Raw genomic sequence first — 12,627 nt, 5'->3', positions numbered from 1 at the left:
TACCACACGATGTAATCGTGCGGGAGCGAGGGGGCCTCATCCTGATAATCAACTACTGCATCAAGAGTAGCCCATCCTGTAGAAGCTAGAAGATTACTTCCACCCATTAGGAAAGCTCCCATGGTAAAAGCCAGATTCTTTCAAATTTTTCTGTAGCAAGAGCGGGTTTTTGTGTTATATGAATTTATTTTTGCAATAAAATATCTAATTTATTCAATTCTTCGGTTTCCCAGTTTTGTTTTTTACATAATGTACTACATAAGTTTGCAATTTGAAAAACTTCGTTAACTAAAATCTCAAATTTTATTTGCACAGTAGATAAAATATTTTTTGATCTATGATCTTCAAAAAACTCAATTATACAATCTTCTTCATTTAACATTTTAACTTTTATAAAAAAAGGACCATCAAAAAATAACAGTTCAGCGTGTTCGGAAACTTTATATTTAATATCTCTTAATGACTTAACCCAATTATTCATCATCACAATGATAAGATCATTCCAATTTTTTTCAGGAAATAAAAAATCATTAATTTCCAAATAAATAATTCCCGTAATAGTTTCCTTGTATTTTCTGAAAGAATTTTTGTCTATATGTAATTTTATTTTATTCATTTTTGTTTATTTGACAATAGGGCATGCGGTTTCTATCGTTTTAGTGGATTTATTTACCCACATTTCTATCCCGTTTCCTTGAAAGAGAACTCTTTCTCCTTGAGTTTTTACTAATTTACTATTCTTATAAGCGTTTATAACTAATTTTTTAACTTGAGATTTGCTGAAAATAAAGTTTTTAAAGAAGAAACTCTTTCACCTCCAATCATATGGCCTGAAGCAATATGTTCTATCAACAGCAATTTTTTTCCATGAAGGGAAATTTACTGCTTTATTTAATGCAGAAACATTACCATGCTTCACTTGAACAGCAATTGCTGCCAATTGAACAACTTGAATAGCTTCCTGATCTTCAGGGCCTTGATAATCAACCACCGCATCAAGAGTAGCCCATCCTGCAGAAGCTAGAAGATTACTTCCACCCATTAGGAAAGTTCCCATGGTAAAAGCCAGAGTTCTTTCAAATTTTTCTGTAGCAAGAGCTGCTTTACTATTTCTGATACCAAAAGCTAATCTATCCTGAGAACCATGATAAGCACTTAAACTTTGGATTCCCATAAATGATAGCTTAGAATCAGTTACATTTTTTGTCAATATAATCTCTCCAATTTCAATAGGATTATTAGGAGTAGAACCTTTCTTTGGTGGATCTTCCTCTCCAATCATTCCTGTTGGGTCGTTAAATCTTATAGGGTTTCCATAAACATATGAATATGGATTGTAAGCAAATTGTAATTCACTCAACGGTTCCACCACACCCCATCTTCTTATCTGCCACACGATGCAATCGTGCGGTAGCGGGGGGGGGATAATAGTTGTTGGCATCTGTTACTTCAAGAGCTCCTTCGCTGTTTTTGGCAAAACTTCTTTTAGCATTATCATCAGTATGTGCGAATTGGTAAATACTGATAATAAGTAACTTACATTCTTAACACCCTACTAATAAAGGCTTTCTTTATCCACAGATGTTTCTTATCTCAAAATCTATTTCGTGAGAGGGAGCCTCACTAATCTACCCCTATATCTCTTATAAAAACAGCATAAAAAAGCATTAAAAAAATATATAAATAAAGTAGACCTATTAAACAAATGGGAATAAGAGAAACTCTCATATTTTTTTTATTTTCTAATTTTTTATTTGTGCTGAAATTAAGTATTGAAATAACGAAAAAAATAAAAGTACCCGGGAAGAAACAAACAATGTTATATAATTGCACACTTCTAGTATAGACATATTTGTCATCCAATGGGATAAATTTTTCCCCTAAATAGTTTACAGATATGAATATTAATATAAATATTATAAAAAATATTAAAATATAATAAGGACTAAATATTTTTTTTATGTTCATTGTTGTTATTTTCCAGTAGTTAAAAATTTTCTTCCATTAAAAATTGCACGTTGATCGGCTTTACTGTCAAAGTGACCATATCTAATTTCATTTGCATTACTTCCTGCTTTTACTTCAGCTGCAGTTAAGCCAATAAATTTCGACCAACCTCCCCACATAAAATTGCCTGCATCCATTAAACTGTACATTGTATTGGTATTTCCAAATCTAAAATGATAAGAAGAATCGTTGCATAAACATTATTTCCTATATCTAATTTCCTTGATAAATAATGTGCTGAAAAATCTGCTTCTCCTTGTGTGGATTCGTAACCAATCAAAGCATAAGCAGCAGCAAGGAGACTTGGAGCAAGGATTAAGTGTTTTTTTATATTCATGATTTTTATTTTCCTGTTGTTAAAAATTTCTCCACAACTAAATATAAATCTTTAATCAGCTAGAATAACAACTTACTCTTATCATCAAATTTTAATTTTATCCCATTTGATTTTCAACCCCTAACCACTGACATATTACGGCATATAGTACCATAAAAAAAATGTACAAAAAATACAAAATAATTAAAATTAAAGGAATAATTGAAATTATTTTATTTTTTAAATTATTCTCTTTATTACTTTTCTTTATATTATAAATAAGCACTGGAATAAAGATAAATAAACCTGGGATAAAATATAAAAAAATTAAACCAGCTCTTATCTGTTTATACTTGTAAGAGTCTATTTGATAAATACAAACAACACTAATAATAAATAATATAAATATTGATAATATTTTTGTAGGATTTAAGAAATTAAGTATTTTTTTCATAACTAATTAAATTATTTTGATAAAAGAAATGCACGTCCATTAAATATAGATTTTGAATCCGCATTGGTATCTGCTCTACCGTTATAAATATATTCGTAAGTATTAACTCCACCGGTTACTTCATGATTAAACAATCCAATAAATTTTGACCATCCTCCCCACATAAAGTTGCCAGCATCCATTAGGCTATAAATAGTATTCGTATTTCCAAATCTCACATGGTAAAAAGTATCATTTTGATTAACATTATTACCAACATCCAGTTTTCGAGATAAATAATGTGCTGAAAAATCTGCTTCTCCATAAGTAGATTCATAACCAATCATAGCATAAGCCGAGAGTTGGGCACTTGGAGATATTACAGTATTTCCGAGTCTTCCCTGCGCTAGCAAAGTTCTAATTTTGTTAGTATGGGGAACACTTGCTATTGCCTTCAAAAATTCATTGTAATCAATTGGATAATACACTTGATCTCCTATATTTTATATTTTCCCTTGAGCAAGTTTGTCTACATTCCCTGGATCATTGAAGAACAGTTCCTGATTTCCATTACCTGCATCAAAAAATCTATTCGGCTTTGAATTTCTGAATACTGTAGAAACTTTCCCATTTTTATTTAAGTATATATCGTCTTTAGGTTTCTGCGAATTCATAGAACTTTGCAATAAACTAAAAGCGGCTTGAGCATCGGCCCCGGTATAAGTAACATCCAATGTTTGATTAGCATACACCTTTTCAGTCCATGGAGAAGATTTTCTACCATCAGGATCAATAAATCTTATCGGATTATTAAATGCATAATTATAAGGGCTATATTTCGTCATCTTTTCCGTTAGCGGATCAATAACTCCCCATCTTCCCAAATCTGGCATATACATCCTCGCTCCATAATCATACATACCAGTTTCTTGCAGCTCTTTGCCGTTGTACTTGTATTATTATATGAACCCCATGAAACTTATTTAAAACTTCCTGTCCTATATTATGGTTTGATGTTGTACCTGTTTAAATTTGTACTTACATTCGTAATAACACGATTAATTTGGTTGCCATTTTTTGACTCCCCATATACAAGTCTACCACGTATATAGATATGGGCAGATACTTTTGTTTTATTTAATAAAAAATTCTTTAAGTTCTCCTTTCTTTATTAAATCGATATTGTTAGGAGTTATCATTTTATAAATATATCCGTATTGCACATCCTCGTCAGATGACCCTCTATTTTTTTTATCCTTTATAAAATCATTATCAAGAGCATTGTTTTTTTTAACAATATTATATTTGGGGTTATAAGATTCTGCTATAATAACTTTATTGTCTTTATATTTAAATGCTCCTAACTTACTAAGTCGATCAATAGGAAAAACTTCATTTTCTCTTGACGTAGCTAAAACAACTAATGTATCGTGTTTTGTAAAAATGTAAAAAAAATTTAAGTTTTTATTTTCTTTATTTTCTTTCTGAATACTTCCTAATATAATAGTATATATTTCATCCGATACAAAAAATTGATTGCTGTTTTCTTTACAAGAATAGAGAAATAAGAATAGTATAATTAGAGTGATTTTTTTCATCTTTCTAATGATTTAAGATTTAAATTACCAGTGATAATCATTCCTTTATTTTTAGAGTTAATTTAAAAAAAAGTGTCGAAATTAACGCTATTTTTATTATCAATATGTTTGGAACATGATCCAGACTTCTTATAACAGGGGATTAATCAATTATTCTGATAAGCTCCCCTAAGTATAGTTTTTTATTACTCAAATTATAATTTGAAGGAACATTTAATAAATATTCTTTTTTATTTTTTAATTTTCCTTTTCTCAAAACTGTGGCTGTGTTTTCTATTCCATTATAATTCTTAATAAAATCAGATACAGGAAGGCTATCTTTATCAACAACATACAATGTATCATTAGTATGGATATCTTTTACAAGATAAAAATTTGATTGCTTTTTATCTTTTGCTGGATAATAGTACAATAGCTCAATATAAATATTTTTTTGTGGTTCAGTTAAATTTGAAAAAAATATTTTTTTTTCAGTTAAATTATCTTTTTCTTTACAAGAAAAAGCAATTAAAAATAGTGTTAAAATTATGTTTTTCATTTTCCTGAGTCAGAGTTTTCCAGGATACTTCAGCTATACTTTGCCTTTACTTTCAGTCCACTGTCAGAAGCATCAGGAACTTCCAGCCCTTCAACCTGATTGTAATTAATTTTATATCCAAACAAATCGGTTCCCAGGTTTGCCAGATCATTGATATTGGTCATCCATCCTTTAATAAAAATATTGTAGCAATGTAAAAAAATACCCCTCCCGAAGCGAGGGGGTACAAATCTAATTATTTAGCATATTTATAATCTTGTAAAACTAAAACACTATAGCCTTTGTAACCATAAATATCAGAATAATTAATTTTTATTATTAAAAATTTTTGGCTCTTCTCCAATATTTCTATTGACTTAATTCTTTCAAAATGACTTGGATATGATCCAGTTGCTGACACAGCCTCAAAAAGCCTGTCATTTTTCTTAATTAAATTAAAAGATCTAAAAACACCAAAATTATTTTTAGTAGAAACAATTTCTTTATTCTTTTTATTCAAAAATAAAGATGGCTTATATGAATTAGATTCAGAATCGTATAATTTTAATGCATTTGAATCTGAACTGTACTGTAGAACTTCCTTTCGCATCTCGTTAAGATCTGGATTAAAATAATCAACTACTGCCTGATTATTCATTTCCCCATTTATTATTATTGATTTTATGTTACTAATTAAGATTGGAGAAAAAAGTTTTAAATCTTGACCTCGAACAAAATTTGCACATATTAATACTAAGAAAAATAAAATTTTATTTTTTTTCATTATATTTTTTTCATTTAGAGTTCTCAAAACTTTAGTTAATTGATTTTCAAGTTTATCCATAGGAGAATTAGGCCTCACATATCCTTTAAAAGTCGATTCACCAAAATTTTTATGATCTTTATCGGCATCTCCAGTTCTATCTTCTATATGTACTTTAAATTCGTGATAAACAATTTTTGTTAAGTCTGATAAATTATACTCTGATGTTACTGTTTTTCCTGAAGACGTTACTTCTGATTTTGAATAACTATCTGAGGCTTCATTTGGAAAAAAAAGATTCATTAATTGCCATCAAATGAACTTGTTTATCGCCTGATTTTGATATATTTACTCCATCAAAACTTTCCATTGCTGAATAAGTTTTTCCAATATCATTTACTTTAACAAAACTCTCATCACCTGCCAAACTATATGTTTCTGCGCCAGTCCTTGAATCTTTAGAAGAAAAAGTACTTGATTTTATGTAAACATCATCCGTTTTACTAGTTCCATACTTATCCCGTATCCTTTTTCCCTCTTCTGTTTTATACATTAAATCTTTTGAAGCTTTAAAAGAGCCATTTTCGGTTAAGATAATAATATCTACTCCTTGTCTTCCGTCAGGATCTATAAACCTAATCGGATTATTGAAAGTATAATTATAAGGAGTATGTCTTGTCATCTTCTCCGCTAGTGGATCCACCACATACCATCTTCCAATATCCGCCATATACATTCTCGCGCCATAATCATACATACCCGTCTCTTGCAGCTCCTTTCCATTGTACTTATATTGATAAGCAACCTCGCAAATTGCGAGTTTCTTTTTTTAATCTGTCACACGATAAAATTGTAGGGCGAAAAGGATTATTTTGGATGTGTATGAAACTTATATTGTGAATCCTTTTTGATTGTTCCGTTATATTTTATCTGACTAACCGGAATTTCTTTTGCATCTAAGCCGTACCATACTTCCATAAAAGTTTTTAAATCAAACGTATTTACTCGAACGGGAGTAAATTTATCGGTTTTCCTTTCTAAAGAAATAAAATTTTCAACAACATCTAACGTAGCTTTATTACCTTTTTCATATTTAAAAAATTCTGATTTCATAAGATTTTCTTTACTAATATGAATTTCTTTTGATAATTCTTTCATTTGTTCCTTATCCAGATATTGGGATCCCTTAAAAAAAATAAATACAATATTTTTCGAATAATTATAATATAAAATATCATTCTGAGAACTAGTTGTAAATTCTCCTTTCATATTTAAAACAGAGTATTTATTTGGTAAATATGTTGAATAATTAATACCTATAATTTCTGTTTGTGATTCATCAAAAATATCATCAAAATCAAAAGTAATAAAAACAACCTTGTTCTTAATTTCAGTAGGAATAGCCTTAGTCTTATTTAAATATTCTATACTTTTTTTGACCTCTTCTTTAAATTCATTATTTTTCAAAAATGATAATCTTTCTTGTGCATAAAAAATGCTACATACAAAAAATGCTATAACTAAATATATTATCTTCATTTGTTATTTAATTAGATTAGGTAATTTAACTTGTTGTCTTTGGTTCAATTTCGGAGAAGCTATTGATTTGCCATTTGCATCCTTTATAATACTGAAAGGAACAAAATAATTTTCTCTTCCTCCTTTATAACCTGCTCCTGTATAGTATATAAAATTATAGGCATCTGGATTAGATATTCCTACATCATGAAGTTGTGGCATTGTAGAATATGGATGAGTGTGTCCAGCATATATATTATTCTCATATGTTAGTCCTTTCTCTCCAAATGCCCAAGGTGCAATTGTTTTATCAGCAACATGAGAAGTTCCAACTAAAAATTCATTCCCTTCTCCGGTTCTAAATCCGCCTATTGTCCATTCTTTAAAAGAATTATCTGCTGCAAACTGAAATACTTTTCTTGCATCTGTAAAGTTATTTGTTGTACCATGACTCAATCCACTGCTATCTTTACCTGAAAGCTGACTGATAAGTGTTCCACTTTCTTTGTTTTCTTTATTCACTTTCACATAGTCCTTATTTTCTTTTCCTTCTCCACCTATTACTTTTTGTGCATTACCTTTGGAATCTAATTCAGCATTTCCATCAGAACCACTTTTAGCTACATAAAAGCCTATCAAAGTTATCTTCAGTTTTTTGAATTAAGGTGACATTTCCATTATTATCAACTCCATAATCATCATAGTTCATTCCATTAGAATCTACATAAAAAATTGGATTGTTTCCAGACATATGATATGGAGACATTGGCTGATATTTCTCCGCCAACGGATCCACAACTCCCCATCTTCCTAAATCCGGCATATAAAATCTCGCACCATAATCATACATCCCTGTTTCCTGCAACTCTTTTCCATTATATTTATACTGATAAGCATTTTGAGTAGTAGCAGTATAATTGTGCATTAATCCAAAAGGATAATAATTGTTTACTTCTACAATTTCACCTGGCGTCCAGTAATCTATGCAGTTGGGTGGATTCCAAGGATCCCAAGGTCCATCACATTGCTGTACACGGTATTGCCTCGGCTGTATAATTCCATCTTTATTAGTGTCAGTATAACTCAATCTAACATTTCTTAAATGATCTGTATAATTATAAATATATAATCCACTAAACGCTCATATAGAGTTTTCTCATTTGTTTTTATTTTTAAATTTTGCAAATGTAAAGTCTTTTAATGGAGATTAAATTCCCATTAAAGAGACTTAATATGAGTTTTATAACTTGTTAATATCCGGGGTTCACTTGTCAATCTTCATATCCTGAAAATCACCTTTGGAATAGTTAGATAGGTTTGAGATTGATTAGAATGAGATGTATTTTGATATAAATTTGTTATATTTATTGGTGATATTGGAATTTAACTAATTCAGATATGATAAAAATATAAGTTCCAAACATTATATTGCCAATAATATTGACCCTCATAAAAATGAGGGTCGATTGTTATCTTATTAAAATCTTATTTAGGTGCCTTTGGTATATTAGGATAACCAGTTGAACCATTATGATGGGGTACAGAATGATATAGTTTATTATCAAAACTTTTTTTATACAATTGTACATAATCAGCATTATTTAATACAATATAATCTATTTTTATTGATTCAGTATTAAATGGGACTTTATATTTAACAGAGCTTCTAAAATATAAACTTAATGTATCATTAGAAAAACTATATATAAAAGGATCTAAACCTTCCAAGCTATTAGTTTTATCAAAATCTTTTACATCCATTATTTTTTTATTGGTTATTACTGTAAATTGTTTGTCTCCAGTCATACCCAAGTTAATTGTCGAGATATAAATACGCTCTCCTTTACTGGAAATTATTTCGCTTTGATTTAATTGCTGATTTCCTAATTCATTATTACAAGATACTAAAATCAATGAAAGTAATGATACTATATAAATGTAACTTTTCATAATATTATTTATTGTTAGCTTTTTCCCCTCCTTTTATTCCTTCTAAAATTCGTCTTCCAGAGTATGGCTCTTCTCCATAGTAGGGAGCAGGTCCATAGCTTGGTCCAAATACAACAATATTACCAGCCGTAAAAGTATCTAACAATCCTCTTTGATAAGCTCCCGCCAATTTCATATAAGTTATGCCACTTATTTTAAATCCATATAATTGTGAAGTTACTCCATTTAATCCTGCTAAATAATTACCTGCAGATCTTCCAGTAGCATATTTACCATTTAACAAGCGTCCTGTCATTGGACCTTCTGGTGCCCAATCTTTATTATTCTTAATATCAAGCGGCTTATTTAATTTAGATTCTTCCATTGTTTGCATCAGACCACTCTTTTTGGAATGTTCATTGGCATCTAATATTAAAGGATCCCAGCTCTGTTCCATTCCAAAGTGTATTGTTCCTTCTGCTATGTTGGTATCAGGATTAACAAATTCATCCCAATATTCAGTTTCTCCCATTTTTTCTCCTCCTGCTGCAGTATTGCTTTCCGAATTATAAGATTTACCTAATTCTTCTAATGTCTCTTGGGTATCTCCAGAGTGCTTATAAACGCCATTATCTCCATCGTTGGCAACCATAACAACGTTGCCAAATTTATCTGTATGAGTGCTTTCTATACCTCTTCCATCCGGATCAATAAATCTTATAGGATTATTCACAGCATAGTTGTATGTAGAATGGCTTCGATATTGCTCAGCCAATGGGTCAACCGTACCCCATCTTCCAATATCTGGCATATAGAATCTTGCGCCATAATCATACATTCCGGTTTCCTGAAGCTCCTTTCCATTATACTTGTACTGATAAGCATTCTTCGTGGTAGCAGTATAATTGTGCAGCAATCCAAAAGGATAATAATTGTTTACTTCTACAATTTCTCCAGGTTTCCATCCATCAATACAATTAACGGGTACCCATGGGCCTGATGGTTCATCACATTGTTTCCAATAATATTGTCTTGGCTGTATAATTCCATCTTTATTAGTGTCGGTATAACTCAGCCTTATATTTCCTAAATGATCTGTAAAATTATAGATATATGCATTGTTTATTGCATCATAATATCCTTCTGATGTAGGAATAATTCTCAGCTTTACTTCTGGAATTTCATTAGGGTCTGAATGATAAATTCCTTCACCATTCCAGGATTCTACTTGAAATGTTGACTTGTATTGGAATCCGTCCAGATAATTGGTTTCTATATCTCCAAAGAGCTTTTTCACTTTTACACCGTCTGCTCTGTATACGTAATTTGTTACCTGAGCATTCTGGGTAATCTGTTTGGGTAAATTTAAATAATTATATTGAATTGATGAAATGCCTTTATCTTTATGATTCAGCATGTTTCCGTTCAGATCATACCCTATGGCTGTGGGAGCTGCTACATAGGGATATCCCTTGCTGTTTCCAATCTGTTCTTCAGTAACTTTTGTAAGCTGGTTTCCAACATAGTCATATTTAAGATTGTCTATCATCAGTGCTGTAGTACTACCTGGCAGTAATCCCTCTGATCTTTTTAATCGGGTGATGTTTCCATTAAGATCATATTCCAGCTTTTCAAAATATTCCCTTCCTGTCTCATTTCCTGAGCTCTGATAAAAACCTGCTGTCAGCCTGTTTATAGGATCATATACATAACCATATCTTTTCAAAGGCTCATTTTCCTGAGTCAGAGTTTTCCAAGATACTTCAGCTATATTCCCATTGTATTTGGGTTTTACCATGAGTCCACTGTCAGAAGCATCCGGAACTTCCAGCCCTTCAACCTGGTTGTAATTAATTTTATATCCAAACAAATCGGTTCCCAGGTTTGCCGGATCATTGATATTGGTCATCCATCCACGGATATTGTACTTGTAATCGATAATCTGTAAAGGGGACGCTAATGATACTCCGCCAACTTTTTTGGATTCCAGCTGGGAGAGTTCATTATACTTATTCTGAGCAAGAATTTCTTCAGGATTAGTATCTACCTGATGCTTGTGTACGAGCAGCCTGTTCTGGTGGTCATAGGTGAAGTTTTCTGTGATAACTCTTTCCGTGTCTGTATTCAATCTTTTATGTCTGGTAACAACAATCTGGGGAACACCTGCAAAATCCAGTTTGGATTCTGTTTTGGTATAACCATCCAAGTGGTTGATAGAATAGGTTCCTACGGATCTTCCTTTGGTATCGTAATAGGTGTAATTTTTTGTCCAGTTATCGTCTTCGATGTTCTTAACCAGACTCATTATAGGAAATCCTTTAGTGCTTCTTCCTTCGGCTGAAGAAGTTTCGGTTAACACGGGCTCTCCCTGAATTGTGGAAGGAAAAGAAGGATTGAAGCTGTACCCAGGATAAGAATCATAATAATTGATGGTTAAGACCCTTCCTACATTTACAGGAGTAGCCACATTGGAATAATATATAGGCATTCCATTCATTGTAAAGGTAGTTGTACTTCTGGATTCATATACATTGGCACTGGCGTTTGCATTGGTTTGTAATGCCTGCCTTGTAAGGGAAGTTATTGAAATACCCGTATAAGCGACTCTTCCAAATTTATCATATTTAGTAAACATCCAATTCGAAGATGTCCTCATATTGGCATCTTGGCTCATAATGAGTTTATCAGCCTTATTATACACCATGAATTCCCAGCCTTTTCCAGGAAGTTTCTTTTCTACGAGTCTGCCCCTGCCATCGTAGCGGTACTGATAACACAAATCATTCAACACTGTTTCTGTAATAGGCCCTGCTAATGCTTTGGGAGGGATAACAAATGCCAGCTGGTTATACTCATTATATACATAATAAGTATCTATATTCCCTCCATCATTAACCTTTCTTACCAATATAGCTTGCCCCTGTCCATTTTTAAATTCTATAGTAACATTACCATCTTCATCAGTTACTGTATTTTTATACAGTTGGTTAGCAGGAAAATATTCCAGAACTAATGCTGATGATGTGGCATTATTTACCCAGGTGGTATTGGTTGTAAATTTATAAACTTCATTTTGAGCATTGGTGCCATACTGAAAAGCTACGGGTTTGTTCGCCCAGTCATTTCCAACCTGAACCTGCAGTTGGATTCGATCCAGTGGAGAGTTTTCCAGAACCTTTTCTGCATAGATCTTTTCTGAACCATATACCGATGGAGCATTGGCTAATGGAGTTGGAACAATAGCACCATTCAGGGTTCCTGACTGAGGAATAGGAAGAAAATCCTTCACTTGTCTTCCGAACCCATCGTATTCTATATGGGTAACCATATCTTTTCCTAATGGTGAAGCTTTGACATTCACTACCTGTTTTGGTCTTCCTAAGCCATCAAAATACTGAACGGTTTCTGAGGTTTTTGGAGTTGAAAGGGTAGGGTCTGAAAGATATGTTTTTGAATAGACGTAATTTTCTGTCGGTGAAAGCTGTGCATGAGCTAAACCCGTTATAAATAATGCACTGATCGGGATAATTATTTTTTTCATCGTGT

At 31.7% G+C, this 12,627-nt stretch carries 15 protein-coding genes and 2 pseudogenes; all 17 read right to left on the bottom strand.

Features of this window, described 5'->3' with window-relative positions:
• Positions 1 to 184: 184 nt before the first annotated feature.
• Positions 185 to 616 (bottom strand): hypothetical protein, encoded by a 432-nt coding sequence (locus V6R96_RS09235; RefSeq protein WP_336379105.1) that lies wholly within the window; start codon positions 614 to 616, stop codon positions 185 to 187.
• Positions 617 to 811: 195 nt separating this feature from the next.
• The gene (locus V6R96_RS09230) at positions 812 to 1,441 is read right to left on the bottom strand and encodes a hypothetical protein (RefSeq protein ID WP_336379106.1); all 630 of its coding nucleotides are present in this window, start codon (positions 1,439 to 1,441) and stop codon (positions 812 to 814) included.
• Positions 1,442 to 1,973: 532 nt separating this feature from the next.
• A complete protein-coding gene (locus tag V6R96_RS09225) occupies positions 1,974 to 2,144 on the bottom strand; it encodes a hypothetical protein (protein ID WP_336380190.1) in 171 nt (56 codons plus the stop codon).
• Complete coding sequence (locus V6R96_RS09220; protein WP_336379108.1) at positions 2,144 to 2,344, bottom strand: hypothetical protein; 201 nt, start codon at positions 2,342 to 2,344, stop codon at positions 2,144 to 2,146. Before V6R96_RS09220 ends, V6R96_RS09225 begins: the two co-directional genes overlap by 1 nt.
• Before the next feature lie 97 nt (positions 2,345 to 2,441).
• Positions 2,442 to 2,777 carry a hypothetical protein gene (locus V6R96_RS09215; protein ID WP_336379109.1) on the bottom strand — a complete coding sequence of 112 codons (336 nt, stop codon included), beginning with the start codon at positions 2,775 to 2,777 and terminating at the stop codon, positions 2,442 to 2,444.
• Between the two features lie 11 nt (positions 2,778 to 2,788).
• Positions 2,789 to 3,214 (bottom strand): hypothetical protein, encoded by a 426-nt coding sequence (locus V6R96_RS09210; protein ID WP_336379110.1) that lies wholly within the window; start codon positions 3,212 to 3,214, stop codon positions 2,789 to 2,791.
• A gap of 45 nt (positions 3,215 to 3,259) precedes the next feature.
• The gene (locus V6R96_RS09205) at positions 3,260 to 3,676 is read right to left on the bottom strand and encodes an RHS repeat-associated core domain-containing protein (RefSeq protein WP_407934755.1); all 417 of its coding nucleotides are present in this window, start codon (positions 3,674 to 3,676) and stop codon (positions 3,260 to 3,262) included.
• A gap of 213 nt (positions 3,677 to 3,889) precedes the next feature.
• Positions 3,890 to 4,354, bottom strand: coding sequence for a hypothetical protein (locus tag V6R96_RS09200; RefSeq protein WP_336379111.1), 465 nt, complete (start codon positions 4,352 to 4,354; stop codon positions 3,890 to 3,892).
• A gap of 142 nt (positions 4,355 to 4,496) precedes the next feature.
• A complete protein-coding gene (locus tag V6R96_RS09195; protein WP_336379112.1) occupies positions 4,497 to 4,892 on the bottom strand; it encodes a hypothetical protein in 396 nt (131 codons plus the stop codon).
• 29 nt (positions 4,893 to 4,921) lie between these two features.
• Entirely contained in the window at positions 4,922 to 5,056 is a 135-nt protein-coding gene (locus V6R96_RS09190; RefSeq protein WP_336379113.1) for a hypothetical protein, read from the bottom strand.
• A gap of 71 nt (positions 5,057 to 5,127) precedes the next feature.
• Complete coding sequence (locus tag V6R96_RS09185; RefSeq protein ID WP_336379114.1) at positions 5,128 to 5,937, bottom strand: hypothetical protein; 810 nt, start codon at positions 5,935 to 5,937, stop codon at positions 5,128 to 5,130.
• A 304-nt stretch (positions 5,938 to 6,241) separates the two neighbouring features.
• Positions 6,242 to 6,436, bottom strand: a pseudogene (locus V6R96_RS20770) (RHS repeat-associated core domain-containing protein); the annotation flags it as partial.
• Between the two features lie 65 nt (positions 6,437 to 6,501).
• Positions 6,502 to 7,173, bottom strand: coding sequence for a hypothetical protein (locus V6R96_RS09175; RefSeq protein WP_336379115.1), 672 nt, complete (start codon positions 7,171 to 7,173; stop codon positions 6,502 to 6,504).
• Between the two features lie 3 nt (positions 7,174 to 7,176).
• The gene (locus V6R96_RS09170) at positions 7,177 to 7,791 is read right to left on the bottom strand and encodes a JAB-like toxin 1 domain-containing protein (protein WP_336379116.1); all 615 of its coding nucleotides are present in this window, start codon (positions 7,789 to 7,791) and stop codon (positions 7,177 to 7,179) included.
• A gap of 67 nt (positions 7,792 to 7,858) precedes the next feature.
• A pseudogene (locus V6R96_RS09165) lies at positions 7,859 to 8,278 on the bottom strand (RHS repeat-associated core domain-containing protein); the annotation flags it as partial.
• A gap of 359 nt (positions 8,279 to 8,637) precedes the next feature.
• Positions 8,638 to 9,102, bottom strand: a complete 465-nt coding sequence (locus tag V6R96_RS09160; protein WP_336379117.1) for a hypothetical protein — start codon at positions 9,100 to 9,102, stop codon at positions 8,638 to 8,640.
• 4 nt (positions 9,103 to 9,106) lie between these two features.
• A complete protein-coding gene (locus V6R96_RS09155) occupies positions 9,107 to 12,622 on the bottom strand; it encodes a DUF6443 domain-containing protein (RefSeq protein WP_336379118.1) in 3,516 nt (1,171 codons plus the stop codon).
• Positions 12,623 to 12,627: the final 5 nt, after the last annotated feature.

Source organism: Chryseobacterium sp. CCNWLW53, from assembly GCF_037083525.1.
Lineage (GTDB): Bacteria > Bacteroidota > Bacteroidia > Flavobacteriales > Weeksellaceae > Chryseobacterium > Chryseobacterium lathyri.
The sequence above is the reverse complement of the archived record's forward strand: the minus strand, read 5'-3'. Positions and strand labels throughout refer to the sequence as shown.

Coding starts and splice junctions, on each gene's coding strand:
- V6R96_RS09155 (WP_336379118.1), bottom strand. CDS start 12,622: ATGAAAAAAATAATTATCCCGATCAGTGCATTATTTATAACGGGTTTA.
- V6R96_RS09190 (WP_336379113.1), bottom strand. CDS start 5,056: ATGACCAATATCAATGATCTGGCAAACCTGGGAACCGATTTGTTTGGA.
- V6R96_RS09205 (WP_407934755.1), bottom strand. CDS start 3,676: ATGTATGATTATGGAGCGAGGATGTATATGCCAGATTTGGGAAGATGG.
- V6R96_RS09235 (WP_336379105.1), bottom strand. CDS start 616: ATGAATAAAATAAAATTACATATAGACAAAAATTCTTTCAGAAAATAC.
- V6R96_RS09215 (WP_336379109.1), bottom strand. CDS start 2,777: ATGAAAAAAATACTTAATTTCTTAAATCCTACAAAAATATTATCAATA.
- V6R96_RS09185 (WP_336379114.1), bottom strand. CDS start 5,937: ATGAATCTTTTTTTTCCAAATGAAGCCTCAGATAGTTATTCAAAATCA.
- V6R96_RS09220 (WP_336379108.1), bottom strand. CDS start 2,344: ATGAATATAAAAAAACACTTAATCCTTGCTCCAAGTCTCCTTGCTGCT.
- V6R96_RS09160 (WP_336379117.1), bottom strand. CDS start 9,102: ATGAAAAGTTACATTTATATAGTATCATTACTTTCATTGATTTTAGTA.
- V6R96_RS09230 (WP_336379106.1), bottom strand. CDS start 1,441: ATGCCAACAACTATTATCCCCCCCCCGCTACCGCACGATTGCATCGTG.
- V6R96_RS09175 (WP_336379115.1), bottom strand. CDS start 7,173: ATGAAGATAATATATTTAGTTATAGCATTTTTTGTATGTAGCATTTTT.
- V6R96_RS09225 (WP_336380190.1), bottom strand. CDS start 2,144: ATGGATGCAGGCAATTTTATGTGGGGAGGTTGGTCGAAATTTATTGGC.
- V6R96_RS09195 (WP_336379112.1), bottom strand. CDS start 4,892: ATGAAAAACATAATTTTAACACTATTTTTAATTGCTTTTTCTTGTAAA.
- V6R96_RS09200 (WP_336379111.1), bottom strand. CDS start 4,354: ATGAAAAAAATCACTCTAATTATACTATTCTTATTTCTCTATTCTTGT.